Source organism: Flavobacterium seoulense, assembly GCF_000695795.1.
GTDB classification, from domain to species: domain Bacteria; phylum Bacteroidota; class Bacteroidia; order Flavobacteriales; family Flavobacteriaceae; genus Flavobacterium; species Flavobacterium seoulense.
Map to the genome: position 1 here is coordinate 346,211 of NZ_JNCA01000001.1, position 25,974 is coordinate 372,184.

The 25,974-nt window shown below is 32.4% G+C and carries 27 protein-coding genes; 16 read left to right on the top strand and 11 right to left on the bottom strand.

The window, feature by feature from the left end; translation table 11 throughout:
* Positions 1-219: 219 nt before the first annotated feature.
* Positions 220-558 carry an HU family DNA-binding protein gene (locus tag FEM21_RS01280; protein WP_262486540.1) on the bottom strand — a complete coding sequence of 113 codons (339 nt, stop codon included), beginning with the start codon at positions 556-558 and terminating at the stop codon, positions 220-222.
* A gap of 87 nt (positions 559-645) precedes the next feature.
* Here FEM21_RS01280 and mutY point away from each other — a divergent pair, with 87 nt between their 5' ends.
* The 5 genes from mutY to FEM21_RS01305 are packed head-to-tail and all read left to right on the top strand — an operon-like array spanning position 646 to position 4,951.
* Positions 646-1,680, top strand: coding sequence for an A/G-specific adenine glycosylase (mutY, locus tag FEM21_RS01285; protein ID WP_035656869.1), 1,035 nt, complete (start codon positions 646-648; stop codon positions 1,678-1,680).
* 54 nt (positions 1,681-1,734) lie between these two features.
* Positions 1,735-2,175 (top strand): single-stranded DNA-binding protein, encoded by a 441-nt coding sequence (locus tag FEM21_RS01290; RefSeq protein WP_035656871.1) that lies wholly within the window; start codon positions 1,735-1,737, stop codon positions 2,173-2,175.
* 23 nt (positions 2,176-2,198) lie between these two features.
* Entirely contained in the window at positions 2,199-3,497 is a 1,299-nt protein-coding gene (locus FEM21_RS01295; RefSeq protein ID WP_035656872.1) for a gliding motility-associated protein GldE, read from the top strand.
* The gene (gene gldD / locus FEM21_RS01300; protein ID WP_081824619.1) at positions 3,490-4,083 is read left to right on the top strand and encodes a gliding motility lipoprotein GldD; all 594 of its coding nucleotides are present in this window, start codon (positions 3,490-3,492) and stop codon (positions 4,081-4,083) included. Before FEM21_RS01295 ends, gldD begins: the two co-directional genes overlap by 8 nt.
* 1 nt (position 4,084) lies before the next feature.
* Positions 4,085-4,951 (top strand): DMT family transporter, encoded by an 867-nt coding sequence (locus tag FEM21_RS01305; RefSeq protein ID WP_035656874.1) that lies wholly within the window; start codon positions 4,085-4,087, stop codon positions 4,949-4,951.
* A gap of 63 nt (positions 4,952-5,014) precedes the next feature.
* Here FEM21_RS01305 and FEM21_RS01310 read toward each other — a convergent pair whose 3' ends face one another.
* Both FEM21_RS01310 and FEM21_RS01315 read right to left on the bottom strand, forming a co-directional pair.
* Entirely contained in the window at positions 5,015-6,430 is a 1,416-nt protein-coding gene (locus tag FEM21_RS01310; protein ID WP_051627438.1) for a M16 family metallopeptidase, read from the bottom strand.
* 13 nt (positions 6,431-6,443) lie between these two features.
* Positions 6,444-7,769 carry a M16 family metallopeptidase gene (locus FEM21_RS01315; RefSeq protein WP_035656877.1) on the bottom strand — a complete coding sequence of 442 codons (1,326 nt, stop codon included), beginning with the start codon at positions 7,767-7,769 and terminating at the stop codon, positions 6,444-6,446.
* 242 nt (positions 7,770-8,011) lie between these two features.
* Here FEM21_RS01315 and rplU point away from each other — a divergent pair, with 242 nt between their 5' ends.
* Both rplU and rpmA read left to right on the top strand, forming a co-directional pair.
* Positions 8,012-8,434: a 50S ribosomal protein L21 gene (gene rplU, locus FEM21_RS01320; RefSeq protein WP_035656878.1), complete on the top strand. Its 423-nt coding sequence runs from the start codon at positions 8,012-8,014 to the stop codon at positions 8,432-8,434.
* A 24-nt stretch (positions 8,435-8,458) separates the two neighbouring features.
* On the top strand, positions 8,459-8,725 hold the full coding sequence (rpmA, locus tag FEM21_RS01325; RefSeq protein WP_035656880.1) for a 50S ribosomal protein L27: 267 nt from the start codon (positions 8,459-8,461) through the stop codon (positions 8,723-8,725).
* Between the two features lie 290 nt (positions 8,726-9,015).
* On the opposite strand, the gene FEM21_RS01330 is transcribed toward rpmA, so the two are convergent.
* From FEM21_RS01330 to ahcY, 3 genes are all read right to left on the bottom strand, one after another.
* Positions 9,016-11,814, bottom strand: coding sequence for an outer membrane beta-barrel protein (locus FEM21_RS01330; RefSeq protein ID WP_081824620.1), 2,799 nt, complete (start codon positions 11,812-11,814; stop codon positions 9,016-9,018).
* Positions 11,815-11,931: 117 nt separating this feature from the next.
* Positions 11,932-12,264: a DMT family transporter gene (locus FEM21_RS01335; protein WP_035656882.1), complete on the bottom strand. Its 333-nt coding sequence runs from the start codon at positions 12,262-12,264 to the stop codon at positions 11,932-11,934.
* Between the two features lie 90 nt (positions 12,265-12,354).
* The gene (gene ahcY, locus FEM21_RS01340) at positions 12,355-13,671 is read right to left on the bottom strand and encodes an adenosylhomocysteinase (RefSeq protein WP_035656884.1); all 1,317 of its coding nucleotides are present in this window, start codon (positions 13,669-13,671) and stop codon (positions 12,355-12,357) included.
* 215 nt (positions 13,672-13,886) lie between these two features.
* On the opposite strand from ahcY, the gene FEM21_RS01345 reads away from it, so the two are divergent.
* Positions 13,887-14,519, top strand: a complete 633-nt coding sequence (locus FEM21_RS01345) for a 4'-phosphopantetheinyl transferase family protein (RefSeq protein ID WP_035656886.1) — start codon at positions 13,887-13,889, stop codon at positions 14,517-14,519.
* Between the two features lies 1 nt (position 14,520).
* Here FEM21_RS01345 and FEM21_RS01350 read toward each other — a convergent pair whose 3' ends face one another.
* The 3 genes from FEM21_RS01350 to FEM21_RS01360 all read right to left on the bottom strand — a co-directional run bounded on the left by FEM21_RS01350 (position 14,521) and on the right by FEM21_RS01360 (position 15,873).
* Entirely contained in the window at positions 14,521-14,913 is a 393-nt protein-coding gene (locus FEM21_RS01350; RefSeq protein ID WP_035656890.1) for a group III truncated hemoglobin, read from the bottom strand.
* 1 nt (position 14,914) lies between these two features.
* Positions 14,915-15,196 carry a hypothetical protein gene (locus FEM21_RS01355; RefSeq protein ID WP_035656892.1) on the bottom strand — a complete coding sequence of 94 codons (282 nt, stop codon included), beginning with the start codon at positions 15,194-15,196 and terminating at the stop codon, positions 14,915-14,917.
* 80 nt (positions 15,197-15,276) lie between these two features.
* The gene (locus FEM21_RS01360; protein WP_035656893.1) at positions 15,277-15,873 is read right to left on the bottom strand and encodes a Crp/Fnr family transcriptional regulator; all 597 of its coding nucleotides are present in this window, start codon (positions 15,871-15,873) and stop codon (positions 15,277-15,279) included.
* 90 nt (positions 15,874-15,963) lie between these two features.
* On the opposite strand from FEM21_RS01360, the gene FEM21_RS01365 reads away from it, so the two are divergent.
* The 5 genes from FEM21_RS01365 to FEM21_RS01385 all read left to right on the top strand — a co-directional run bounded on the left by FEM21_RS01365 (position 15,964) and on the right by FEM21_RS01385 (position 21,841).
* Positions 15,964-16,698 (top strand): geranylgeranylglyceryl/heptaprenylglyceryl phosphate synthase, encoded by a 735-nt coding sequence (locus FEM21_RS01365; protein ID WP_035656895.1) that lies wholly within the window; start codon positions 15,964-15,966, stop codon positions 16,696-16,698.
* The gene (gene pnuC / locus FEM21_RS01370; protein ID WP_035656898.1) at positions 16,699-17,343 is read left to right on the top strand and encodes a nicotinamide riboside transporter PnuC; all 645 of its coding nucleotides are present in this window, start codon (positions 16,699-16,701) and stop codon (positions 17,341-17,343) included. It begins immediately after the preceding gene.
* 17 nt (positions 17,344-17,360) lie between these two features.
* Positions 17,361-18,980, top strand: a complete 1,620-nt coding sequence (locus FEM21_RS01375) for a DUF4301 family protein (RefSeq protein WP_081824621.1) — start codon at positions 17,361-17,363, stop codon at positions 18,978-18,980.
* 1 nt (position 18,981) lies between these two features.
* Entirely contained in the window at positions 18,982-19,383 is a 402-nt protein-coding gene (gene arfB, locus FEM21_RS01380) for an alternative ribosome rescue aminoacyl-tRNA hydrolase ArfB (RefSeq protein ID WP_035656900.1), read from the top strand.
* Positions 19,384-19,660: 277 nt separating this feature from the next.
* Positions 19,661-21,841, top strand: coding sequence for a TonB-dependent receptor (locus FEM21_RS01385; RefSeq protein ID WP_035656901.1), 2,181 nt, complete (start codon positions 19,661-19,663; stop codon positions 21,839-21,841).
* A gap of 57 nt (positions 21,842-21,898) precedes the next feature.
* On the opposite strand, the gene FEM21_RS01390 is transcribed toward FEM21_RS01385, so the two are convergent.
* A complete protein-coding gene (locus tag FEM21_RS01390) occupies positions 21,899-22,318 on the bottom strand; it encodes a Rieske (2Fe-2S) protein (protein WP_035656903.1) in 420 nt (139 codons plus the stop codon).
* Between the two features lie 162 nt (positions 22,319-22,480).
* Between FEM21_RS01390 and greA the strand changes: the two genes are divergently transcribed.
* From greA to FEM21_RS01405, 3 genes are all read left to right on the top strand, one after another.
* Positions 22,481-22,957, top strand: coding sequence for a transcription elongation factor GreA (gene greA / locus FEM21_RS01395; protein WP_035656904.1), 477 nt, complete (start codon positions 22,481-22,483; stop codon positions 22,955-22,957).
* A 67-nt stretch (positions 22,958-23,024) separates the two neighbouring features.
* Positions 23,025-23,411, top strand: coding sequence for an HIT family protein (locus FEM21_RS01400; protein ID WP_035656906.1), 387 nt, complete (start codon positions 23,025-23,027; stop codon positions 23,409-23,411).
* 67 nt (positions 23,412-23,478) lie between these two features.
* Complete coding sequence (locus FEM21_RS01405; RefSeq protein ID WP_035656908.1) at positions 23,479-24,651, top strand: transglutaminase domain-containing protein; 1,173 nt, start codon at positions 23,479-23,481, stop codon at positions 24,649-24,651.
* On the opposite strand, the gene FEM21_RS01410 is transcribed toward FEM21_RS01405, so the two are convergent.
* Complete coding sequence (locus FEM21_RS01410) at positions 24,643-25,791, bottom strand: sensor histidine kinase (RefSeq protein ID WP_035656909.1); 1,149 nt, start codon at positions 25,789-25,791, stop codon at positions 24,643-24,645. The two genes, FEM21_RS01405 and FEM21_RS01410, sit on opposite strands and share 9 nt — an antisense overlap.
* Positions 25,792-25,974: the final 183 nt, after the last annotated feature.

Consider the following 25,974-nt stretch of genomic DNA (forward strand, 5'->3'; position numbering starts at 1 on the left):
AGAGAATAGACGTTTTCTTGTCTATATTCTATTTTCTTTTCTCTTTCATCTTTTTTCAATTTCAATGAACGTTTAAAAAGAAAAAAGTAGTTAAAAACTACTTTTTCTTTTTATGACGGTTAGCTCTCGCTCTTTTCTTACGTTTGTGAGTAGCTACCTTATGTCTTTTTCTTTTTTTACCACTTGGCATAATCGTTTAGATTTTTATGATTAATAATATTATTTTGCTTCGTTATTTGTTTTTACTCCTTCTACAAAAACTTTTGCAGGTTTGAAAGCAGGAATATTGTGAGCAGGTATTTTAATTGTAGTGTTCTTAGAGATATTTCTACCTGTTTTCTCAGCTCTTGTCTTTACGATAAAGCTACCAAAACCTCTTAAATAAACATTGTCTCCAGTTTCTAATGAAGTTTTTACTTCCTCCATAAAAGTCTCTACTGTTGCTTGAACATCACCTTTTTCAAGACCTAACTTTTCTGAAATTTTCGCTACGATATCTGCTTTCGTCATTTTCTTTCCTTTATTTATTATTTTGTAATAATTTTTTTGAGTGTGCAAATATATGAATTTAAAAAACAATTATTCAAGCTAATTGATTAAATTTTAATTACATAAACTTTTACTTTTGTCAACAAATATTTAATAATGAATTTTTATAACTTATTAATAAAGTGGTATTTAGAAAATAAGCGTGATTTGCCTTGGCGAAATACGACCAATCCTTACCCAATTTGGCTCTCAGAAATTATGCTTCAGCAAACGCGAGTAGCGCAGGGAATGCCTTATTTTATGTCTTTTACAACCGCTTTTCCAACTGTTTTTGATTTAGCAAATGCCGATGAAGAAAAAGTTTTGAAATTATGGCAGGGTTTGGGATATTATTCCCGTGCACGCAATTTGCATAAAACAGCTCAATATATAGCGACTGAATTAAACGGAGTTTTTCCGCCTACATATAAAGAGTTGTTGCAGTTGAAAGGTGTAGGCGAATATACGGCTGCAGCTATTGCTTCATTTTCTTATAACGAAGCGGTGCCGGTTGTAGATGGAAATGTTTTTAGGGTGCTTTCCCGTTATTTTGATATTGAAACTGATATTGCTTCGGCTTCCGCCAAAAAAGAATTTGCTGCTCTGGCTTTTGAATTAATGCCAAAAGATAATCCTGCTATTTTTAACCAGGCTATAATGGAATTTGGTGCTTTGCAATGTGTGCCTAAAAATCCCGATTGTCAAATATGTGTTTTTAATACAAGCTGTGTGGCTTTGCAAAAAAAGAAAGTAGATCAGTTGCCGGTGAAATTAAAGAAATTGAAAGTGAGAAATCGATACTTTAATTATATGATGCTTTCGGATGCTGATGAAAAAACTTTAATTCAAAAGCGTACAGCAAAAGGAATCTGGCATAATTTATATGAGTTTCCTTTGATTGAAACTGAAAAAGAAGAGGATTTCGAATTTGTGTCGGATGCTGTACAGAAAGAATCTTTTTTGAACAATCCTATTATAAGTATGCGTGCCTGCAATGAAAAAAGTATTGTGCATAAATTATCGCATCAGCATTTGCATATTAAATTCTGGAAATTGAATGTAAAAGGCAAAGTAGCAAACGGAATCACTAAAGAAGAATTAAAACAATATCCTTTCCCGATTGTGATTCATAATTTTATTGAATCAGAATAGAATTAAAACTTATAAAAATGTATCTTTGGTAGAAATACCACATATTATACAGTAATGAACGGAACACTAAATAAGGTAATGCTAATAGGTCATTTAGGTGATGATGTTAAAATGCACTATTTTGATGCGGGAAATTGCATTGGGCGATTTCAATTGGCTACAAATGAAGTGTATATTAATAAGGTTACCAATGAGAAAATCACTTCGACCGAATGGCATAATCTTGTAGTGCGTAATAAAGCTGCTGAAATGTGTGAAAAGTATTTGTCAAAAGGAGATAAGATTTATGTTGAAGGACGAATTAAATCCCGTCAATGGCAGGCAGAAGATGGTTCGATGAAACATACAACTGAAATCCAGGTAACGGAATTTACTTTTTTATCAACTAAAAAAGATGCTGATAACAACAGGCAGCAGACTAATTCAGATGCTACAAAAAATACTAATTTTGATTCGCCAAATAAAGGTTTGCCTATTAATGACTTACCTTTTTAATTGTTTAACTAATCTTTTTTAATTTGGACCCAGAGCCCAGTTTGAATTTCGTTTATACTTTAGATTTAGATCTATTGTTAGGTTTTGTCGGGATATTTGTATTGTTGTTTTGTTCAGCAATAGTTTCAGGTGCCGAAGTAGCCTTGTTTTCGCTGTCGCAAAAAGACATCGATGATACAATACAGGAAAATGTTTCGATAGGAAAAATTCTTTCCAGATTGTTACAAAGGCCAAAAAAGTTATTGGCAACACTTCTTGTGGCTAATAATTTTATCAATTTAGGAGTAATTCTTTTGTTCTTTTTTGTGGCTTCCGATTTGTTTTCGGGAATTAATTCTTCATTTTTAAAGTTTGTTGTCGAAGTTATATTTATCACTTTTTTATTGTTGCTTTTTGGAGAAGTTTTGCCAAAGGTTTATGCAAGTAGAAATAGTGTGAAATTTGCAAAATTTACGGCTTATCCTATTTCTTTTTTGAGTTATTGCTTGGCTCCAATTAGTATTCCTATGCGGTCAGCAACGATTTATTTGCATAATAAATTAGGGAAACAAAAAACCGTTTTTTCTGTTGATCAACTTTCGCAGGCTTTAGAACTTACAGCAACGGATGAAACTTCGACTGATGAACAAAAAATATTAGAAGGAATTGTTTCTTTTGGAAATACTGATACAAAACAGGTAATGAGTCCTCGAATTGATGTTTTTGCATTGGAAATTACCGAATCATTTGGCGAAATATGTACTAAAATTATAGAAAAAGGTTATTCTAGAATTCCTGTTTATAGGGATAATATTGACCAAATTGAAGGCGTTTTATTCGTTAAAGATTTATTGCCATATATTGATAAAGTCGAATTCGATTGGACAACTTTGGTCAGAGAAGCATTTTTTGTTCCTGAGAATAAAAAGTTAGACAATCTATTAAAGGATTTTCAGTCCATGAAAAGTCATCTTGCTATTGTCGTGGATGAATATGGCGGAACTTCGGGATTGGTTTCTTTAGAAGATGTAATCGAAGAGATTGTAGGTGATATTAGTGATGAATTTGATGATGAGGATATTAATTTCTCTCAAATTGATGACAGAACGTACCTTTTTGAAGGGAAAATAAATCTTAAGGATTTCTATCGAATTGTTGATGTAAATGAAGAATTATTCGAAGAGCAAAAAGGAGAAGCAGAAACCTTAGCGGGATTTATTCTTGAAATTTCAGGAAATTTTCCAGGGAAAGGACAAAAAATTGCTTTTGAAAATTGCTTGTTTACCATTGAGGTTGTAGATAAAAAACGTATCAAACAGATAAAAGTTGCTATTGATGTTTAATTTAAAATGTGCTAATAAAAAAGGGAATTATAAAACCGTCTTTTTTGTAATTGGTGTTTTGGGATTATTGTTGTTTTCGGGTTGTAAAAAGGAAGTTTTGCCTAAGCCTGCGAGTTATTTGCGATTAGATTATCCTATGGCTGAATATGCTAATTTTGAAAATAAATGTCCGTTTACTTTTGAGATGAATTCGAAAGCGATTATAAAAGGAGAGAAAGATTGTGGTTTTACGATTTCGTATCCTAAGATGAAAGCGACTATTTATTTGACTTATAAACCCGTAAATAATAATATCAATAAGTTGTTGCGTGATGCTCAAAAACTCACTTTTGAACACGTAATAAAAGCTGATGATATTTTAGAGCAGCCATATTTGAATACACAAAAAAAAGTATACGGAATGTTTTATCAGGTAGATGGAAATGCGGCGACCAATTCGCAATTTTATGTTACTGATAGTACGAAACATTTCATAACTGCTTCGGTTTATTTTTATGCTAAGCCTAATTTCGATTCGATTATGCCGGCAGCAAGTTATATTAAAAATGATATGCAGCGTTTAATGGAAACGCTGGAGTGGAAGTGATATGGAATCCAAACAAATAAAGTGGTTTTATTTACTGGTTCTTGCCTTGATTTGGGGAAGTTCCTTTATTTTGATAAAAAAGGGATTGTTGGGATTATCGGCGATTCAGGTAGGTTCGCTGCGAATTATTTTTGCTTCCTTTTTTCTGCTGATAATTGGATTCAAAAGTTTGTTTCTTATTCCTAAATTTAAATGGAAATACATTGCTATCACTGCTCTTTTTGGAACTTTTTTTCCGGCTTTCCTTTTTGCAATTGCTCAAACGGAATTAGATAGTTCGGTTACTTCTATTTTAAATTCTCTTACGCCTTTGAATACCTTAATAATTGGGGTTTTGTTTTTTGGGATCAGTTTTCAAAGAAAACAGCTTTTAGGTGTTTTGATAGGGCTTATTGGAAGTTTGCTTTTGGTTTACAATGGAGCGCTAAATAATCCGGAGCAGAATTATTATTATACTTTGGTAGTTATTTTGGCTTCTTATTGTTATGCTACCAATGTAAATTTGATAAAACGATATTTATCTGATGTAAGTCCGGTGAGCATAACTACAGGGAATTTTGTTGTTCTTTTAGTTCCTGCAATGTTAATCTTGATTTTTTCTGGTTTCCCGGAGCAAATTCATTTGGTAAAAACCCAAACATCAGTTGGTTTTATTTTGATTCTGGGTGTTTTAGGAACAGGAGTTGCTAATATTTTATTCTTTAAATTAATCCAGATTGCTTCGCCTGTTTTTGCGGCATCAGTGACTTATTTAATTCCTGTTGTGGCTTTCTTTTGGGGATTATTAGACAACGAAGTTCTAACGCCAATTCAGTTTTTTGGAGCTTTTATTATTTTAATCGGAGTTTATTTGAGTGCCAGAAGGTAAAGTTAAGAGTTATAAGTTAAACGGTGTGAACTTCTAACTCATAACTCTTAACTTCTAACTTTTTTATTTATAAACTGGTTTTTCTACTGGATTCCCGTATTTGTCAAAATAAGAAATAGGAATGTTGAGTTTTTCTAATCCTGGAATCACTTCACTGCCTTTGCCGACTATAATTATTCGCGAATTGTCAATTAGGAAATATTTGTTGGCTGCAGCCAATACATCTTCTTTAGTAACAGCAGTGATGGTTTTGATGTAATTCTCGTAAAAATCAGCTGGTAAATCTTCGGTTTCAATGTTTAGTGCATATCGGGCCACCGATTCCGGTTTTTCGGCTTTCATTACGAATCGGCCAATGTAACCTGCTTTTGCATTGTCTAATTGTTCAGTAGTTACTTTTTCGGTTCGTATTCTCTTGATTTCTTTTACAAATTCGACAACAGCGCTATCTGTCACATTATTTTTTACCGCTGATGACGATCTTATACTGGTTACATATTTTCCTGCGCCAATATTTGTGCTGGCGCCATAAGTCCATCCGTGAGCTTCTCTTAAGTTCATGTTGAGGTAGCTGTTAAAACCGCCACCTAATATGTAGCTGGCAATTACTGCCGGGAAAAAATCTTTATCATTCATTTTTAATGTATAGGTGTTAACCAATGAAATTTCGGACTGAACAGCATTAGGAACATCAATAAAATTAATTTGAGTTGTTTTTACATTTTCCGGATCAGGATAGATTGTTTTAGAAGTTGTAGTTTTTTTCCAGGAACCAAAAAGTTGCTCAACAAGTGGCTTGATTTCGTCGTATTTTATATCTCCCACAATTGCTAAATATGCATTTTGAGGGACAAAATTAGTGTTGTAATTCTTTACAATGTCTTCTAATGTGATTTTAGATAAGCTTTCTACAGTTGTGAATTCGCCCGAAGGATGATTTTTTCCATAAGATAACGCATTAACTAATCTATTAGCAATTGCCGAAACACTTTTTTCCTGAGAACGTAATCCTTCGATTGCTTTTGCTTTTTCTTTGTCTAATTCCTCTTGTGTGAATTTTGGGTCTAAAGCGCCATAAGCCAAAAGTTCCAGTGTGCGTTTTGAAAATTTAGAAAGAGAACTTCCGTAAGCGCTATTAGAGCTAAAAGAAATAGAGGCTCCCATAAAATCAATTTCTTCATTGAAATCTTCCTTTGAGATTTTAGTACTTCCGTTTCCTATTAGGCTGCTGCATAAATCGTCGACTCCTTTTTTGTCTCCTTCGGCAAAAGGCGGATTGTCAATAGTAAGGTTAAAAGTTACTTTAGGTAATTTGTGATTTTCAACAATCATTACTTTGAGTCCGTTAGATAAAGTAAAACTTTGTGGTTTTTTTATGTTGACTACAGGCGGTTTTCCGGCTGTAGGTTGTTTTCGTTCTTGTGCTTGCATGATTGCGGTGACTAAAATTAGAATAAATAAAAAGCTTGATTTTTTCATGATTCGAAAGGACTTAGTTTTCGTTTTTTTCAGGAGTAGGAATGTAATCTAATATCAGACGTTGGTTTTGATTAAGATATTTTTGAGCAACGCTTCTGATTTCTTCTCTCGTTATGGAATGATAGATATCAATATCGTTGTTGATCAGGTTGATGTCGCCGTAAAGTAAATAGTATTTTGCTAAATTTTCGGCAATTCCTTCTACGCTTGAATTTTCGTTCACAAATTGATTCTCAAACTGATTCAATAGTTTTTGATAATCTTTTTCAGAAATCAAATCGGTTTGAATTTTAACGATTTCTTCGTCAATTTCTTTCAGCAAATCTTTGTTGGTGAAATTAGTCATTGGTAAACCATATAAAATGTACATTCCGTAATCTTCCTGATTGAAACCTACAGCTCCAATTTGCAAGGCTATTTTCTTGTTGTCGACTATTTTTTTGTAGAGTTTCGAACTTTTTCCATCACTTAAATAGGCTGAAATGAAATCTAAAACACGGGCATCTCTGCTTTTCATTGATGGCGTGCGATAAGCTGTAACTAACATAGGGATTTGGATGTTTGGATCAATGTGAGTGGCTTTGATGGTTTCGGTTATTGGTTTTTCAACAAAAGTTTCTCTTTGTATTGAAGTGCCTTTTTTTATTGGGCCAAAATAATTTTGAATCCATTCTTTGGCTTGTTTTTGTTCGAAATCTCCAGCGACAACTAAAACTGCATTGTTAGGAACATAGAATTTTTGATTAAAAGCTTTAAAATCTTCCAGTTTGGCAGAATTCAAATGTTCGGTAGAACCAATGGTTGTCCAGCGATACGGATGATTGATGAATAGATTTTCTTTAACAGCCTGAATTATTTTTCCGTAAGGCTGATTGTCGTAACGAGAATTTTTCTCTTCTTTGATGACTTCTTTTTGGGTATCAACTCCAATTTGGTTAATCACAGGATGCATTAATCTTTCGGATTCCATCCAAAGTGCTAATTCTAAATTATTAGAAGGAAAAACTTCATAATAATACGTTCGGTCATCAGATGTGTTGGCATTGTTTATGCCTCCATTAGCAGTTACAATATTAAACCATTCGCCTCTTTTGATATTTTTAGTTCCTTCGAATAATAAATGTTCAAAGAAATGAGCAAATCCGGTTTTATTTGGATTTTCATCTTTCGAACCTACATGATACATCACCGAAGTAATTACAACGGGCGCGCTATTGTCCTGGTGTAAGATAACATGCAGTCCATTGTCCAGATTATATTCTTCGAAAGCTATTTTTTGAGCAGTGGCCACACCACCAAGTAAAAGCGCAGAACTAATTGCCATTATTGTTTTTTTCATAAAGATTAATAAAAAATAAGGTTGCAATACTTCAAAGAGTATCGTTGTTAGTTCAAAAATACTTTTTTTTAGTATTGATTGTATGACAGAAGTTTTTTTAACAAAAATATAAGTTAGAATTCTGTTTGTAAGCTGTTGAAAATAAAGAGAAAACAGAAAGAATTAATTTTTTAATTTAGTGATTGCGTGGTAAAAAAATAGTTGTATATTTGCAACCTTAAAAATCAATAAATCAATTTGGTATGTATGCAATCGTAGAGATAGCAGGGCAACAATTTAAAGTAAGCAAAGACTTAAAGGTTTATGTTCACCGTTTAGCTAACGAAGAAGGATCAAAAGTTTCTTTTGATAAAGTTCTTTTGTTAGACGATAATGGAAATGTAACTTTAGGCGCCCCGGCTGTAGAAGGTGCTTCAGTAGAAGCTAAAGTGTTACAACACTTAAAAGGAGACAAAGTTATCGTTTTCAAAAAGAAAAGAAGAAAAGGATACAAAAAGAGAAATGGTCATAGACAATATCTTACTCAAATTGTAATTGAAGGTATTACTGCAGGAGGTGCTAAAAAAGCGGCTACTAAAAAAGCAGCAGCTGAAGCAACTACAGAAGAAGTTGAAGCTCCAAAGAAAAAAGTAGCTAAAGCTAAAAAAGAAGATACTCAAGAATAATAACAATATTAAAACTAAAACATCATGGCTCACAAGAAAGGTGTCGGTAGTTCTAAGAATGGTAGAGAATCAGAATCGAAACGTTTAGGTGTTAAGATTTATGGAGGACAGGCTGCTATCGCAGGGAACATCATCGTAAGACAAAGAGGTTCGAAACACAATCCAGGTGAAAATGTTTACATCAGTAAAGATCACACTCTACACGCAAAAGTAGACGGAATTGTTAAGTTCCAAAAGAAAAGAGATAACAAATCATACGTTTCAATCCTTCCATTTGAAGTAGAAGCTTAATTGATTTTCTCAATTTGTTTAAAGCCTGTTAGTTTAGCTAGCAGGTTTTTTTATGCTTAAAAGTGATGAAAATAGTTTTCTGATGTAAATGAACAGCGTATCTGATTACGGCTCAGAAGTTTATTGTTTTGAATCCAGTCGAGTTCACAAAGATTGAATAGATTTACAATGAGAGTTTCTTTATAATACGTTGATAAATCATTTAAAAAAGTACATAAATAACAAATGCCCTTACTCCAGGAAAGTAAGGGCATTTGTTGTCTAAAAGTGAATTAATAATTAGGGTTTGATTAATCCATTGGGCCACCGCCACCAGGTCTGCCGCCACCAAAACCTCCGGGAGGACGATTGCCTCTGTCCATGCCTTCCATTCTGTTTCTACCGCCAGGAGCTTTTCCGGCGAAATTTTTAATATTATAGGTTAATGAAAACATTGCATAGCGTTTTAAAACGGTATTCTCGTTATCGCTAACTGAAGTTGTTGATATGCTTCGGGTAATACTTTGGTTTTGGTTTAGTAAATCGTATACTTTTATTTTAGCCATAAATGCTTTATTTAAAAAAGTATAAGACAAACTGGTGTTCCATAGGTAGAAACTTTGATTGATAGAGTTGTAAGTGTATCCAAAATCGTTACCCCAAATCCAGTTTGTAGGCCAATAGCTTGTAGTTTGTAGATTGAGTCTGTGAACCACATTTGATCTGGCATTTAGAGAGCTAATATCGTATGTTGTTTCGTTGTATGAAAAATTATAAGAAGGAGCAATGGTGAAAAATTCTCCGTAATCATAATTTAAATAAATTCTAGGAGATATTCCGCTGGCTTTTGCACCATATAAAACACCATCAGTAAATCCTTTAGTGAAAGAATAATTGATGTTCATGGCTAATCCGTAACGCAATAAATTAGCTTCTTGTTTAATTGATTTACTCCAGTTACCACCTGCTGATAAAGAGTAAGTTCCTGAAATGTTTTGGTATGAGGTTTCTCTTCTGTTATTGGCATCAAAAGTAGTAGTGGAAATTACATCGTTATTATTGAAGTTACTGTTGAAATATAGATTGTAGCCGGAACGGGTACGGAAATCAAAATTTCGATAATTAATGTTAGCACTATGTGTTTCGGTAGGATTCAAATCTGGATTACCCGTAATTGTATTTAAAGGATTCGAAACATTTTCTATAGGAAGCAATTGAGATGCTGATGGTAAAGATTGATTATAATTGTATCTGGCAGTAAGAAACTTAGAACGATCAGCTCTATATCTAATTTGTGCACTACCATAAGGTAAAACGTATTTTTTGTTTAAATCAATTCCCTGACCTAAGTAAAAAGAATGATTATCGTATTGTACTATAGATGTTGACGAATTGATATCGAATGTAAACTTGTTTTTTTCAAAACGAATTCCAGCTTTTGAAGCAATACTGTTTTGCTTAGAAGTCATGTAAGTTGTCTGAGCGTCGTTTAGATCGGTATAATTTCCATTATTATCGTCAAAAGTTTTGTTGTCATTGATGTTGTTTTGAAAATTATATTCAACACCTATTTTAAAACGAATAGAATCGGTTACAGGTTCGGTATATTCGATTTCAGCAGAATAGGAATCACTGATACTTTTGTTTTTAATGTTTTGGTTTCGGATAATGCTGTCATTAGTGACAAAAAATCGTGTTCGGGATTCGCTAAAATTATCTGAATCAGAATTGTTGTTACTGTTGTTGAATACAAAACTCAAGTTTCGGGCTTTTTTCTCAAATGATTTATTGAAATTGATTGAGTTGCTAAAACTCTTAGATTCGCTTTTATTTATCGATCTCGAAAACGCATCATTTGTTAATGTATTGTCTTCTAAATTAGTTGTGCTGCTATTTGATTCAGGATTACTTTCTGATGTTGAAGTATTGAATTTTGGTGCAACAAACAATCGCATGGTTGGTGATATCTTGTATTCCAATTCAACATTTGCTCTGTTACTGCTATTTCTGCTATCGGTTTTTGAATTAGAAATAGTGTTGAAGTTACCATCAGGTCTAAAATTTGTTGTATTAGATATGTTTAGATTTTTGGTATGCGTATCTGAATAATTGTAGTTAGCACTTACCTGAAGATCTTTAAAAAATTCATCAGAATAGTTGGCTCCTAATAAATTAGATCTGGTAATTCCGCTGGCTTGTCCTCTGTTAACTGTTGTTCCTCGACTATTTCTTCCGCCTCCCATATTGTCAAAAACCTCGTCTTGGGAAAATCCCTGGGCATTAATGTTGTTGGAAGATCCCAGAAGGCTTATTTTTCTGTTATTTTTGAAAAAGTTTACTAAAAAACTGGATTCGTAACGATCATCTGTTCCATAGCCAGCAAGGAATTTTCCAAAATATCCTTTGTTCTTGTCCTCATCAATCGTTAAATTAATACTTGCATTATCAGATGCTGCCTGATCTTTAGAGTATTCCTCTTTTTTGGTTTTAAAATCAGACACCTGAATTTTATTAATGATTTCGGCAGGAAGATTTTTTAGAGCCATTGCGCCATCACGGTCAAAAAAAGGTTTTCCGTTTACTAAAACTTGCGTTACTTCTTTACCATTGGCAGTAATTTTTCCGTCACTATCTACCTCAAGTCCGGGAAGCTGTTTTAATAAGGTTTCTACGTTGGCATCCGGACGTACTTTAAATAATGAAGCATTGTATTCAATCGTGTCATTTTTAACCCGAATAGGAGGTGCTTCGCCTTTAACGGTTACTTCGTTAAGCGTGTTTACAGATTCGGCAAGATAAACATTTTCGAAATCTTTATTGGATGATATATTTTTTTGCTCTTCAGTAAAAGTTTCAAATCCTACGTAAGTCACTTTTAGAAAGACAGGTTTGTCATTTTTCTTAACTGTAAAATTGAAATCTCCATGTTTATCCGTTAAAGTGTATTCTAATACAGTAGAATCTTTTACAGTAGTGATATAGACTGTAGCTGCTTCTAACGGAAGTTGGGTGTTGATGTTAAGTACTTTTCCTTTTAAGGTATAGCTATTTTGTGCGGAAGCATAAAAGGAAGAAGCTAGTAAGAACAAAAATGATAAATATTTACACATAATAAATTGGTTATAGTCAACATTAGATGTTAAATAAAAGCAAAGGTTTAATTAGTAAGTGTAAAATTTATATTTGTTTTTTCTTAAACACAATATTGAAATAGTTTAAAATGATAATTAGTGCCCGGTAGTTTTAGAAAACAGATTGATTACAATAACACCAATGATAATTAATGCTAACCCAATAATTGCAGGTAGATCTGGTATTTGTTTGAAAAATAAGGCTCCAATAATAGTAATTAAAACAATCCCAACTCCAGACCAAATAGCATAAGCAATTCCGATGGGGATGGTTCTAATGGCAAAACTCAAAAAGTAAAATGCACCACAATATCCCAAAATTGTAATAATACTAGGAATTAATTTAGTGAATTCTTCTGATTTTTTTAACGCAGAAGTAGCGATAATTTCGAATATAATGGCAATACCTAAAAAGAAAAAGTTTTTCATGTTTTTGAAGTTTTGTTTTTTATTAAAAATTGAAAACCCTCACATTACTGCAAGGGTTTTATCTTAATTCTTAGTACTAAAATCTTAATACTAGTATCTGTAGTATTCCGGTTTGAATGGACCTTGAACTTCAACACCAATATAAGCAGCCTGATCTTCTCTTAAAACTTCAAGCTCAACGCCTAATTTAGCTAGGTGTAAAGCAGCAACTTTTTCATCTAAATGTTTTGGTAACATGTAAACTTCATTTTTGTAAGCTGCGCTGTTGTTCCATAATTCGATTTGAGCCAAAGTCTGGTTTGTAAATGAGTTAGACATTACAAAACTTGGGTGACCTGTAGCACAACCAAGGTTTACTAAACGGCCTTCAGCCAAAATGATGATATCATTTCCGTTGATAGTATATTTGTCAACCTGAGGTTTGATTTCGATTTTAGACGCACCGTGGTTTTTGTTCAACCAAGCCATATCAATTTCGTTATCGAAGTGACCAATGTTACAAACAACAGTTTTATCTTTCATTTGCTCGAAGTGCTCTCCAAGAACGATATCTTTGTTTCCTGTAGTTGTAATGATGATATCCGCATTAGCAATTACAGTGTTTAATTTTTTAACTTCATAACCGTCCATTGCAGCTTGTAAAGCACAAATTGGATCGATTTCAGTAACTGTTACAATAGAACCAGCACCTCTGAAAGAAGCTGCAGTTCCTTTTCCAACGTCACCGTATCCGCAAACGATTACTCTTTTTCCAGCTAGCATTAAGTCAGTTGCACGACGTACAGCATCTACAGCCGATTCTTTACATCCGTATTTGTTATCAAATTTAGATTTAGTAACAGAATCGTTAATGTTAATTGCAGGCATTGGTAAAGTTCCGGCTTTTACTCTTTCGTAAAGTCTGTGAACACCAGTTGTAGTTTCTTCAGAAAGACCTTTGATTCCAGGAACTAATTCCGGGTAACGATCGATAACCATGTTTGTTAAATCTCCACCGTCATCAAGAATCATGTTCAATGGTTTTCTGTCTTCACCAAAGAATAAAGTCTGCTCAATACACCAGTCAAATGATTCTTCGTCAAGACCTTTCCAAGCGTAAACTGAAATTCCAGCAGCAGCAATAGCGGCAGCAGCCTGATCCTGAGTAGAGAAAATGTTACAAGAAGACCAAGTAACTTCTGCACCAAGAGCGATTAAAGTTTCGATTAAAACTGCAGTTTGAATCGTCATGTGTAAACATCCTGCAATACGAGCACCTTTTAATGGTTGCTCGTCTTTATATTCAGCGCGAAGTGCCATTAAACCTGGCATTTCAGCTTCTGCTAATTCAATTTCTTTTCTTCCCCAAGCCGCAAGAGAAATATCTTTTACTTTGAAAGCCACATAAGGCGTAGTCGTTGTGCTCATTTATAGTATATTTGTATTGTAAAATTTTTGCAAATTTACGGAATAACTTTTTGAATTTTACTACTTTCTGTTAGATTTATGAAATGTTTAATTTCTTAATCTTTAGAATACTAGCAATTTAATGCTTAGTTGTTAATTATCAATTGTAAATTACTTCTTCAGGTTTTATTTACAGCAAGATTAATAATTGAAAATTTATCATTCACAATTAGAAAATGCCATTATATAAAAAAATACAATTTAACGCGACAACTACCATATACGTTTGGAAGATAACGGAATCTTTTGACCAGTTATCAAAAGAAGTAGGTTTGGATTCTAAATGTCAGTCAAGAGTTGAGAATATGAAATCTGAATTGCATCAACGTGGATTTCTGAGTGTTCGCAAACTTTTGAGCGAAGCAGGATATAGCAGTTTTGATTTGTATTATGATGTTTTTGGGAAACCACATCTTCACGACGGAAAGCATATTTCGATAACGCATTCGTATGAGTTTTCATCAATAATTATTAGTGACGAAATTGTGGGAATTGATATGGAATTGCAACGGGAAAAAATCCTTCGCATTGCCGATAAATTTTGTGATACTGAATTTGACTATTTAGATCGAAAGAACACAGCCGAATACATTAAGAAACTAACGGTAATTTGGGGAGCCAAAGAAGCAATTTTTAAAATCAGAAACGAAAAAGGAATCAGCTTTAAAGATCATATTTCAGTCAATCAATTTGATTTAGATAACAATCAAGCAACTGCAAGTTTGAATTTTAATGGTTTGAATAAAGGATTTCGGCTTTATTTTGAAGAAATAGAAAATTTTACTTTGGTTTATGCTTTAGAGCAGTAATTTATACAATAGCGGATCTGTTTTTAAACATATTCAAATATAGAAAACTACCCATTTTTCGGGCTCTGTTTTTTAAAATTTCTACATTTTCTCCTTCAAAAAGAGAGTCTAAAGTCTGGAACCAGTAATTGAGCCAGATTCCAAATTCATTTGCGCTAATTTGCCCCTGAAAATGTTCATCTACCTTATTGTGTACCGCAATGGGATTGCCTTTGAATTTTCGAATACCAAATAAATTGGTTTCCCAAAAATCAGTTAGTTTTTCTAAATGTGAATCCCAATCTGTAATTAGCTCATTAAAATAAGGACCGATTTCTGAATCAGCCCTTATTTTTTCATAGAATTGATGCACCAGCACCGAAATATCTGCTCTGTTTTTGATATCTTCTTTCACTTTACAGATGGTTTAAAATGATGAAAATAATACTTGAAACGATACTTATTAATGTTAGATTAAAAATGAATTTGTGTTTCATTTGAGCAAGAATAGATGTATTTGCAATCATACAAATTAGAACGATTACGGCTAATTGAATCATTTGTATCAATGAAGTTCCATTGGCTAATACACTCATGGCCGCTGCCCCGCCAAAACAGCTTTGTACAAGAATGCTTAATGTTGCAGATCCTATGAAATTTTCATTGAATTTTTCGAAAGTGTGGTTGTAAAGTGTCATAATAATGTGTTTTAATACCACAAATTTACCACGGTATTAGAGCTCCATTTTATGACTTAAATCATGAAAAACTAATTTTTTTATCGATATACTTTTCGATTAATTATTTTTAAATCACCTTTTTTTTCTAAGGATTTTATGGCTCTGATAACGGTTTCTACTCTTAAACCAGTTAAATCGCCTATTTGTTGCCGCGTGAAATTAATTAAGAAACCAGCTTCTTCTTTTTTAAAATTTAATTGTTCTATAGAATAATCAATTAGTCTTAAAACGCGATGTTCGGGATCTTGTGAAGAAATCTCGGCTGCCATAACTGACTTGTAATACAGTCGTTGCGATAAGTTTTTGATGATTTTTAAACTAATCTCGGAATTGTTTTTTAGTAAATCTAAAAACTTGTCTTTTGTAATTATAATTATTTCCGAATCAATTACAGCTACTGCATTGGCAGGATACATTTGGTCAATAAAAAGCGGCGGCTCACCAAAACATTGATTTTTATAGAAAATTCCCTGAATGAATTCTTTGCCTTCATCATTGTAATTGTTCATTTTTACTTCGCCCGAAATAATTTGGTAATAATGTAAAGGACGATTTCCTTCTTCAAAAATGAAATCGCCACTCTTATAGTTTTTTATAATTCCGCCATATTCTTCAAGTAAACTAACAGCAATCATGATAAATTAAATTTTATGATTAGAAAGTGCTAACAAATATAATTGTTTCGAAATGGTTCTTCTGTAAAAACTTTTTACTTTTACCATCAGATGAAAAAAAAAACAATTTACCACGATATACAATTTGCTAAAGCAAATGATCAGAAATTATTGGCTATTCTGCTTGACCCTGATAAAATTGTTCTGGCCGAATTGACTATTCTGATTGACAAGATAAATCAATCTCCGGCGACTCATGTTTTCATTGGCGGAAGCCTGGTAGAAAATGATATTTTAGATGATTTAATTTTGAGAATTAAACAAGATTGTATTTTGCCGGTGGTTCTGTTTCCTGGACATTCTTCTCAAATTTCAAATCATGCTGATGGAATTTTGTTTTTGTCTTTATTGTCTGGGCGAAATCCTGATTATTTAATTGAACATCAGGTGAAAGCTGCGCCAATTTTAAAAAGAACCCAACTCGAAATTCTTTCAACGGCTTATATTTTAATCGAAAGTGGAGGTGAAACGGCAGTAGAAAGAGTTAGTAAAACTAAACCAATAAGTAGAGATAATATTGATTTGGTTTTAGCAACTGCTCAGGCAGGGGAAATGTTAGGTAGTAAATTGATTTATCTGGAAGCGGGAAGTGGAGCACAAAAAGCTGTTCCGTTAAAAATGATTGAACAGATAGTTCAAAATACAGATGTTCCCTTAATTGTAGGTGGCGGAATTGTAGATTTTCAGGGAATTCAAAATGCTTATCAGTCAGGTGCTGATTTAGTGGTGATAGGAACAGCTTTTGAAAAAGATGCTGATTTTTTTAATGTTCAAATAAATTCATAAATGATAGATTATTTTTTTGCTCAATATGCAACTTATCCTACTTCGGAAATTGTGTTAGAATTAATGGGTGTTTTTTTTGGACTGGCTAGTGTTTGGTTTGCTAAAAAAGATAATATTTTAGTTTTTCCAACAGGTTTAGTGAGTACATCAATTTATGCTTATTTGCTTTGGAAATGGGAATTATTGGGCGATTCGATGATTAACGGTTATTACTTCATAATGAGTATTTACGGCTGGTACCATTGGACCAGGAAAAAAGGAGATGTTGAAGTATTTCCTGTTGCTGTTGCCAGTAAAAAAGAATATTGGTTTGGGACTGTTATTTTTGTTCTGACTTTACTTTTTGTTGTTTTAGTGTATCAATATTTCGATAAATTCAAGGATTGGTACAATTATGTAGATACTTTATTGACAGCTATATTTTTTGTAGGTATGTGGCTGATGGCTAAGAGAAAGATAGAAAATTGGATTTTTTGGATTGTAGGAGATTTCATTTCGATACCTTTGTATTTTTGTAAGGGATATACATTTACTTCTTTGCAATATTTAATTTTTACAGTTCTTGCCATTTTTGGTTATTTAGAATGGAAGAAAATTTTGGATAAAGAACAAAAGCAGTCAAAAGAAGAGCTTGTTTTAGAATAATATTTTTCTAATTATTTATGAGTGAAATAAACGTTTCGGTGTTAGAGCAATCTAATTTAATTGAAGATTTAAATAAGATTAAAAGTATGGGATTGTCAGAACAGGATTTTGAACAAATCAATCAGCATGGAGTTTCATTAGAAAATATACAAAAGCAACTCGCTATTTTTAAAAAAGGAATTGCTAAGGTAGAACTGCTCGAAGCAGCTACTGTTGAAAATGGAATTTTAAAATTCAGTATAGTAGAGTTTGTTGAAAAAGCTAATTTTTTTGATGAAAATAAATCAGACTTAAAATTATTAAAGTTTGTTCCGGCCTCAGGGGCTGCTAGTAGAATGTTTAAGTTTCTAACCGTTTTTTTGAATGAGTTTGATCTTGAGAGAGAAAGTATTAATGCTTACATCAACAGAAAAAAAGACACTAAACTTCCTGTTTTTATTGTGGGGATGGATAAGTTGCCTTTTTTTGATATCATTTATAAAAAATTAAAAGAAGAATTTTTCAATTTTGATTCTTTTCCGCGTGATTATAAAAATTACTATTTTATAAAATTCATGCTGGATTCAGAGTATTTTGATTTTGCATCTAAACCAAAAGGTATTCTGCCATTTCATAAATATGTTGCGAATATTGCTACGCCCATAGAAGAACATTTGTATGAATGTGGTTATTACTCAAGTAGCAATAATAAATCACATTTACATTTTACAGTTTCACAATCGCATCAAAAACATTTTGAGCAAATTATAAGCAATGTGAAAGCTAAGGTTGAAAAAGAAACAGATACTACGATTGAAGTAACGTATTCTTATCAACATAAAAGTACCGATTCTATTGCGGTGAGTATGAATAATAAACCTTTTAGAACTGAAGATGGAAAATTATTTTTTAGACCTGGAGGACATGGTGCTTTAATTGAAAACTTGAATCAGCTCGATGCTGATATTATTTTTATCAAAAACATCGATAATGTAATTCTTCATAATAATGATACAATAGCTCTTTATAAAAAAGCATTGGCAGGAATCCTTTTGGAGTTGCAACAACAAATTTTTGCTTGTTTGAATTTAATTGATCTTTACACGATTGAAGATAATCAGATAGAAGAAATCAAGAATTTCTTGAAAGTGAAATTAAATATGGAGGTCAAACCAGATTTTGAGTTATATACTTTTGAGAATAAAATTAAAGTTTTGAAATCTATTTTGAATCGTCCAATTAGAGTTTGCGGAATGGTAAAGAATGAGGGTGAGCCAGGAGGAGGACCTTTCTGGGTAAAAAACGGACAAAAAGAAATTTCATTGCAAATTGTAGAATCTTCACAAGTAGATTTAAACAATAAAAAGCAGGTTAAAATCATGGAAAATGCCACTCATTTTAATCCGGTAGATTTAGTTTGCGCTATCAAAAATTATAAAAACGAAAAGTTTGATTTACGTCAGTTTGTAGATGAGAATAGTGGTTTTATAGTCGAAAAAAATCATTTGGGGAAAGATATTAAAAGTTACGAATTACCAGGTTTATGGAATGGTGCCATGGCAAATTGGTTAACTGTTTTTGTTGAAGTGCCTTTGATTACTTTTAATCCGGTAAAAACCGTTAATGATTTATTGAAGGAAGCGCATCAGTCTTTATAAAATGGAGATTCATAAACTTATATCAGAATTACAATATAAAGCTGTACGAAGCAGTGGCGCTGGAGGACAAAACGTGAATAAGGTTTCGTCGAAAGTAGTATTGTCTTTCGATTTGAAAAATTCTCAGGCTTTGTCAGACGAAGAAAAATTGTTGTTAGAAAACAATCTTTCTTCTAGATTAACTTCTGATTTGATTTTGATTCTAAACTGCGATGAAGACAGAAGCCAACTTAAGAATAAAGAAATTGTAACTAAACGTTTTTTAGAATTGATTAGAAAAGGGCTTATAGTTCCTAAAATCAGAAAGGCTACAAGAATACCAAAATCAGTTATTAAGAAACGAATTAAGGACAAAAAGAATCTTTCTGAAATTAAAAAATCCCGCAGGAAACCTGATTTTTAGTATTAAGATTTAGAGAATTAAGTATTAAGAAAAACCAAAAATTAAAAATCTTTATACATTATACTTTTATCTTAATTCTTTTTTACCTTTGCACCGTCTCAAAGGGGTGCTCTAAATAACGAGCTGAGATCATACCCAACGAACCTGAGCGAGTAATGTTGCTAAGGGAAAATGTGATAAATTAGTAGTTTATGCTATGGATTTATTGAGTTGAACAATCTATTTATTAAATTAACAAAAAGAATAATTCCCCCTTTTATTCGTAAAACAATTACGGATGAATACTATTTTTAAAGGAACTCAGGTAGTAAGATACAGCAGTTCTAAGTCAATCCTCTTTCTTTTTTCTTTTTTCTATTCTGTTTTTTCTTTTTCTCAGGTAAAAGATACTACAAAGGTGAACCAACTCGATGAAGTATTGGTTTCGGCGCTGCGTGTTACTACAAAAACGCCTGTTACATTTAGTAATATGGATAAAAAAGAAATTAAATCAAGAAATCTAGGCCAGGATATTCCTGTTTTAATGGGTTATATGCCTTCGGTGATTACAACTACCGAAGCTGGAGCTGGAATTGGTTACACCGGAATCAGAGTTCGTGGAACTGATGCAACAAGAGTGAATGTTACGGTGAACGGAATTCCGTATAATGATTCCGAAAGTCAAGGAACATTTTGGGTAAATATGCCTGATTTAGCTTCCTCTGTAGAAAGTTTACAATTGCAGCGTGGAGTAGGAACATCTACAAATGGTTCTGGAGCTTTTGGAGCTAGTTTGAACATGTTGACAGATAATTATGCGACCAAAGCTACCGGAGAAATTGCAAGTTCTTTCGGAAGTTTTAATTCGAATAAAAACATGGTAAAATTCAGTACAGGTTTATTAAATGATCATTTTGAATTGGCTGGACGTTTGTCGACTATTAAATCGGATGGATATATTGATCGTGCGAGTTCTGATTTAAAGTCCTATTTTTTACAAGGAACTTATGTAGGGAAAACGACTTTAATTAAAGCATTGGTTTTTGGTGGAACCCAAAAAACCTATCAGGCATGGAACGGAATTGACGGCGAAACTTTAAAAGAGAATCGCAGATTTAATTCGGCAGGAATGTTTACTGATGCTAATGGAGTGGATCGTTTTTATGACAATGAAACTGATAATTACAATCAGGATCATTATCAATTACACTGGAATGAATCTCTTTCTGATAACTGGAGTACTACCTTAGCATTTCATTATACTAAAGGAAAAGGATATTTCGAAAATTATAAACAAGATGCTGCAGTTGCTGATTATGGAAACATTCTGCCTACTAAAACAATAGTAGATGATGATGGTAATTTAGTTCCTGTAACCGATTTAATTCGTCAAAAATGGTTGGATAATGACTTTTACGGAACGACTTTTTCTGTAAAATATGCAGCAGATAAATTAGATGTTATTTTAGGTGGTGGCTGGAATAAATACGAAGGAGATCATTTTGGGAAAGTAATTTGGGCAAGAAATTCTGGTCCAACAGAATTAGGAGATCATTATTATGATGATTTTTCGACTAAAATTGATGGAAATATTTTTGCAAAAGCCAATTACCAAATCACATCACAGTTAAGCTTTTATGGAGATTTACAATATAGAAGAGTAAGTTATGAAGCGAATAGTTGGGAAACTGGTTTAGTCGATGATACTTTTAATTTCTTTAACCCGAAAGCAGGTTTGAACTTTCAGCTTGATCCAAAAAGTACATTCTATTTTTCATATGCCCGTGCTAATCGTGAACCAAACAGAACCGATTATGAAGGTGGAAATGTAAAACCTGAAAAATTAAACGATTTTGAATTAGGATGGAGATTCAACTCGGAGAATTTCCAATTGAATTCGAATCTTTATTATATGGCATACAAAGATCAGTTAGTATTAACAGGAGGGTTGAATGATGTAGGAGCGCCAATACGCACTAACAGTGGAGATAGTTATAGATTAGGATTAGAAGTTGATGCTGTTTTTAGACTTTCAGATAAATGGACAATTGCGCCAAATTTTACCATCAGTGATAATAAAAATGTTGATTTCTTTTCAGAAGATTCTAATGGAGATTTAGCGAATTTAGGAAATACAAATATTGCTTTTTCACCTGAATTTATAGCGGGAAATATTTTGAGTTTTTCACCATTGCAACCTTTAAAACTGAATTTATTGTCTAAGTTTGTGAGTGATCAGTATATGAATAATATCGATGATACTTCGAGTAAGTTGAAGGATTATTTTGTAAATGATTTTAACGCAGTTTACGAAATAAAGACAAAGTCTATTTTTAAATCAATTATGGTAAATTTATTAGTAAATAATATATTTAATGTAGACTATGTTTCTAATGGTACTGATTATGGCGGAGGATATGTATATTATTACCCACAGGCAGGAACTAATTTCTTAGCAGGACTTACTTTGAAGTTTTAATTTGTAGTGTTTATATTTTAAAAAGCCTGAGAATTTAATTTTCTCAGGCTTTTTTGTTTAATTGTATACTCGGAGAATGTTTTGGTTTACATCTACCCGATATTGTTTTAATGGATATTGTAATTTTCCCTGACCGGTAAATAAACTATATTCTTCTTCATCGCACGGACAAACAACATTAATCCCTTTTAGCGTTAAAGTCGAACAACTGCTCAATGCCTGATTAGGGCAAGCGCCATCAAAAGCAGTGTAGCCTGTTCCGGTATTAAATACGTAAATACCTTTTGGACCAACTTCGGGGCCAGAATAATAAATAGCATTACTCACATATTTCAAATTAGAATAAGCAGGAAGATTCAAGTCAAAAGTTATCGAAAAATTATAGTTAGGAATATACGGATTGTTGTTATTAAAGCCATTATCTGAACAAGATAAAAACAAAAGACAGAGGGAGAAAATAGATACGATTTTTTTCATGTTTTTAATTCGTAAAAGTATTAGTGAAACAAATTTAATTTATTTACATTTGAAATATCATATGCTTGACATATAATTATACACTATAAAAAAATATATTATCTTTGTGGAAAGAAATCCCGTTCCGATGGGATTTTTTCTATTTTATAAAATAATGAAGTTATGAGTACAGTATCTTATTACACAGCGGAAGGACTTAAAAAATTAAGAGAAGAATTAGATTATTTAAAAACGGTGATGCGTCCTAAAGCATCTCAAGATATAGCAGACGCAAGAGATAAAGGCGATTTGTCTGAAAATGCAGAATATGATGCAGCAAAAGAAGCACAAGGAATGCTGGAAATGAAAATTGCTAAATTAGAAGAAATTCATGCTAATGCCCGATTGATTGATGAGTCAAATCTTGACCTGTCAAAAGTTTTGGTATTATCAAGTGTGAAAATCAAAAACCAGGCAAATGGAATGGAAATGAAATATACGCTGGTTGCTGAAAGTGAAGCCGATTTAAAAACCGGGAAAATATCAGTTACTTCTCCAATAGGAAAAGGATTATTAGGGAAATCAATAGGCGAAGTAGCCGAAATTAAAGTGCCAAACGGTGTTTTGAAATTTGAAATTCTGGAAATTACAAGAGAATAACTTTTTAAAAGTTTAAACGATTATTTGCTTGATCGGTTAAAAAGATAACCAAATAAACGAATTAACAATGAGCATATTCACCAAAATAGTAAACGGAGAAATTCCATGTTATAAAATTGCTGAAGATGAAAATTATTTCGCTTTTTTAGATATCAATCCTAATGCAAAAGGACATACTTTGTGTATTCCAAAATTTGAAGTCGATAAGATTTTTGATATGGACGAGGCGCATTATTTAGGATTAATGCATTTCTCGAGAAAAGTAGCTAAGGCTATAGAAAAAACAATTCCCTGTAACCGAATTGCAATATCAGTTATCGGGCTTGAAGTTCCGCATGCTCATGTTCATTTGATTCCGTTGAATACAATGGAAGATATTCGTTTTCAAAAGAAAGTAACTTTGAGTAAAGAAGAATTTGAAAAGGTAGCTCAGGAAATTCGAGCTAATTTGTAAATTATTAAATTACATACAATAAAACACGAATTCGTTCGTGTTTTTTTATATAAAAAACTCAGTCAAAATGAGAAAAATTGTTTCTATTCTGTTTTTGTTTTTATCTGTTTTAAGCGTTGCTCAAACTAAAAATATTTATGCTGATATTGATAATAAGGTTGCCAAAATTCCAGCCGAATCAACTAAAACCACAGAAGGAATTGCAAAATTTATTACGGATAATTTTAAAACCGAAAATGAAAAGATTCGTGCTGTTTTTTATTGGACGGCTTCAAATATTAGTTATGATGTACCCAATATGCATTCGCCAAATCAACTTGAATCATCACAGCAAAAAATAGAAAATACATTAAAATCCAGAAAAGGAGTTTGTATTCATTATGCCGAAGTTTTCAATGATATTTCAAATAAAGTTGGAATTAAATGCCGAATAATTGAAGGCTACACAAAACAAAACGGAAAGGTAGATAATTTGTCTCATGCCTGGTGTGCAGCACAAATTGATTCAAAATGGTTCGTTTTTGACCCTACCTGGGGAGCTGGAGTTGTAATGAACGGAAAGTTTGTAAAAAGGCTCAATAACGTTTATTTTAAAGCCGAACCTTCTAAAATTATTGTTTCTCACATGCCATTTGATTATTTATGGCAATTTTCAAATTATCCTATTACTAATGCAGATTTTTATGCAGGAAAAATACAATTAGATAAAACGAGAAAATATTTTGATTTTGAGAAAGAAATTGCTCATTATTATAAAATATCCGAAAACGATCAGTTATTTGAATCGGCTGCGAGAGTAGAAAAAAACGGTTTGAAAAATGCTATGATTTTAGAATACTATAACTTTAAAAAGAACCATTGGAATACGACAATGCAAAATGCAAATGTTGAGAAAATGAATACTATTGTAGAAGAACTCAATGAAGCAGTCTTACAGTTGAATGATTTCATTATGTATCGAAATAAAAAATTCAAACCTACTTTTCCTGATGAAAAAATTAGTCAAATGATTGAGACTCCAAGAGAAAAATTGGTAAAATGTCAAAATGATGTTTTTAAAATTCCAGCCGTTGGAGCAGAAAATACGGCTAATCTAAATTCGTTGAAAAAAACCATTGCACAGGCTTTAATCCAGGCCGATGAACAGGCAGCATTTGTAAAAGAGTATTTGAGTAAATCTAAATTGATTAGAAAAACAATGTTCTCAAAAGTGTCCTGGTTAGGAATACCGTTAAATTAGTTTTTTTAAACTGATTTGCATGGTAGTTCCTTTACCTATTTCAGAATGAGAAACTTTTACATTTCCTTTATGGTATTCGTTTACGATTCTTTTGGTTAATGAAAGTCCTAATCCCCAACCTCGTTTTTTAGTAGTAAATCCAGGTTCAAAAACAGTCTTAAATTGATTTTTAGGAATTCCGCTTCCTGTATCGCTGATGTTTATTTTTATAAAATGGGCATCTTCTTCAATTTTCACGGCAATTTTTCCTTTGCCTTTCATGGCATCAATTGCATTTTTAATCAGGTTTTCTATAGTCCAACTGTGCAAAGTAGGATTGAGCATAGTGTAAATTTTACTATCAGGACTTTCAAATGAAAATTCAATTTGTTTCGAAAAACGGGATTGAAGATAGTTGTAGGTTTTTAAAGTTTCGGCAATAATATCGCTTTTTTCTAAAACAGGTTCAGAACCTATTTTCGAAAAACGATCGGTAATAGTTTGTAAACGGTCAATGTCTTTTTCAATTTCTTCGGTGGTGGTTTCGTCAATATTTTCGGTTTTCAGAATTTCGACCCAGCCAATTAACGACGAAAGCGGCGTTCCTATTTGGTGTGCCGTTTCTTTAGCCATTCCTGCCCAAAGTTTGTTTTGAGTTGCAATTTTTGTACTTCGGTAGAAATAATATATCAATGCCGAAAACAAGAAAATAATCAGCAGTAAAGCAATTGGATAATATTTTAGTTTATTCAATAATGCCGAATTGCCATAATACCATTTTTGGAATTTTTTAGGCGCATATTCGATTATAATAGGTTCGTTTTCTTTCTTTAAATTGGACAGAAAACCCTTTGCCATTTCCTGGTCTTTTACAATAGATTCGTCAATATTGATGGTATTGATAATGCTGTCATTTTCGGTGAGAATAACAGGAATAGAAGTGTTATTTTTAAAAATTTCAAGCGGAAGCTCAACATCAGTATCTTCATCGGCATTGATGAGTGTTTTTTGGGCTTTTGCCAAAAGATTCATCTTTAAACGCTCTTCATTTTTGAATATTTGGAAAAAAGTATAAGTATTCCAAAGTATCAGGGAAATGATAAAAAAAGAAGCGAAAATAAGAATCCATCTTCCAGTATTTCTTTTGTCGGAAAATTGCATAAGCGAAATTTAAACTATAAATATAACGAAATATAAATGGTATTATTTTAGTTTTTTTTAACTTTTATAAGTTGGCTATTGATAATCGAATCTGCCTATTTAATAAAAAGTCTTGTCAGGCAAGGATTTAAAAAATTAAAGATAAAATTGTAAAACAAACATTGCGGTCAGATAGAAGAAGTT